The sequence below is a fragment of the Mesorhizobium sp. M4B.F.Ca.ET.089.01.1.1 genome (assembly GCF_004022605.1).
GTDB lineage: Bacteria > Pseudomonadota > Alphaproteobacteria > Rhizobiales > Rhizobiaceae > Mesorhizobium > Mesorhizobium abyssinicae.
This window is the reverse complement of record NZ_RZOS01001384.1, coordinates 1-468: the sequence shown is the minus strand read 5'-3', so window position 1 is coordinate 468 and position 468 is coordinate 1. Positions and strand designations below refer to the sequence as shown.

The 468-nt window shown below is 57.3% G+C and carries 1 protein-coding gene; it reads left to right on the top strand.

Annotation, left to right across the window (positions count from 1 at the left end; genetic code table 11):
- The coding region (locus EN780_RS39525) for a hypothetical protein (RefSeq protein ID WP_189557180.1) at positions 1–468 on the top strand (468 nt) is incomplete at both ends.

The window sequence follows — 468 nt, the reverse complement described above, 5'->3', positions numbered from 1 at the left end:
CTACTTCCCAGCGCATTTGGCCGGCTTACGATGGCGGTAGCATTTGGTGGGAACCCAAACTGGAAACACTTGGCCGTAAGTTTCTTCTCCCGAAGTTCGTTGCCTTGGATTCTTCCCATCTCGGCGCTATCGCCGGGGACAAGGCTGGTAAGGACGGCGAGCGCGTAAGACGGGCCGAGGCCTTCGATCAGGCTTTTATGGAAACCGGTAGTGTTTTGCTGCTCTCCTGGCATCATTTTCAGGAACTGTTTTCGCACCGAAGTGAGGAAGTAGCCGCGCAGCGTGTCGCATACCTTCAATCGCTGCCCTTGGTCGCCTCTATCGCCTCCTTCCAGAAAGAAGACATTGTCGGCTCGGCCGCCAGCCTGCAATCTTTCGAGATTGCTGCCGCATTCCAATATCCGGCTGCGGGCGCCGCAGTGGTGCGCGAAGAAGCGGCGAAAGCCATGTTTCGTCTCACCAGCGGTG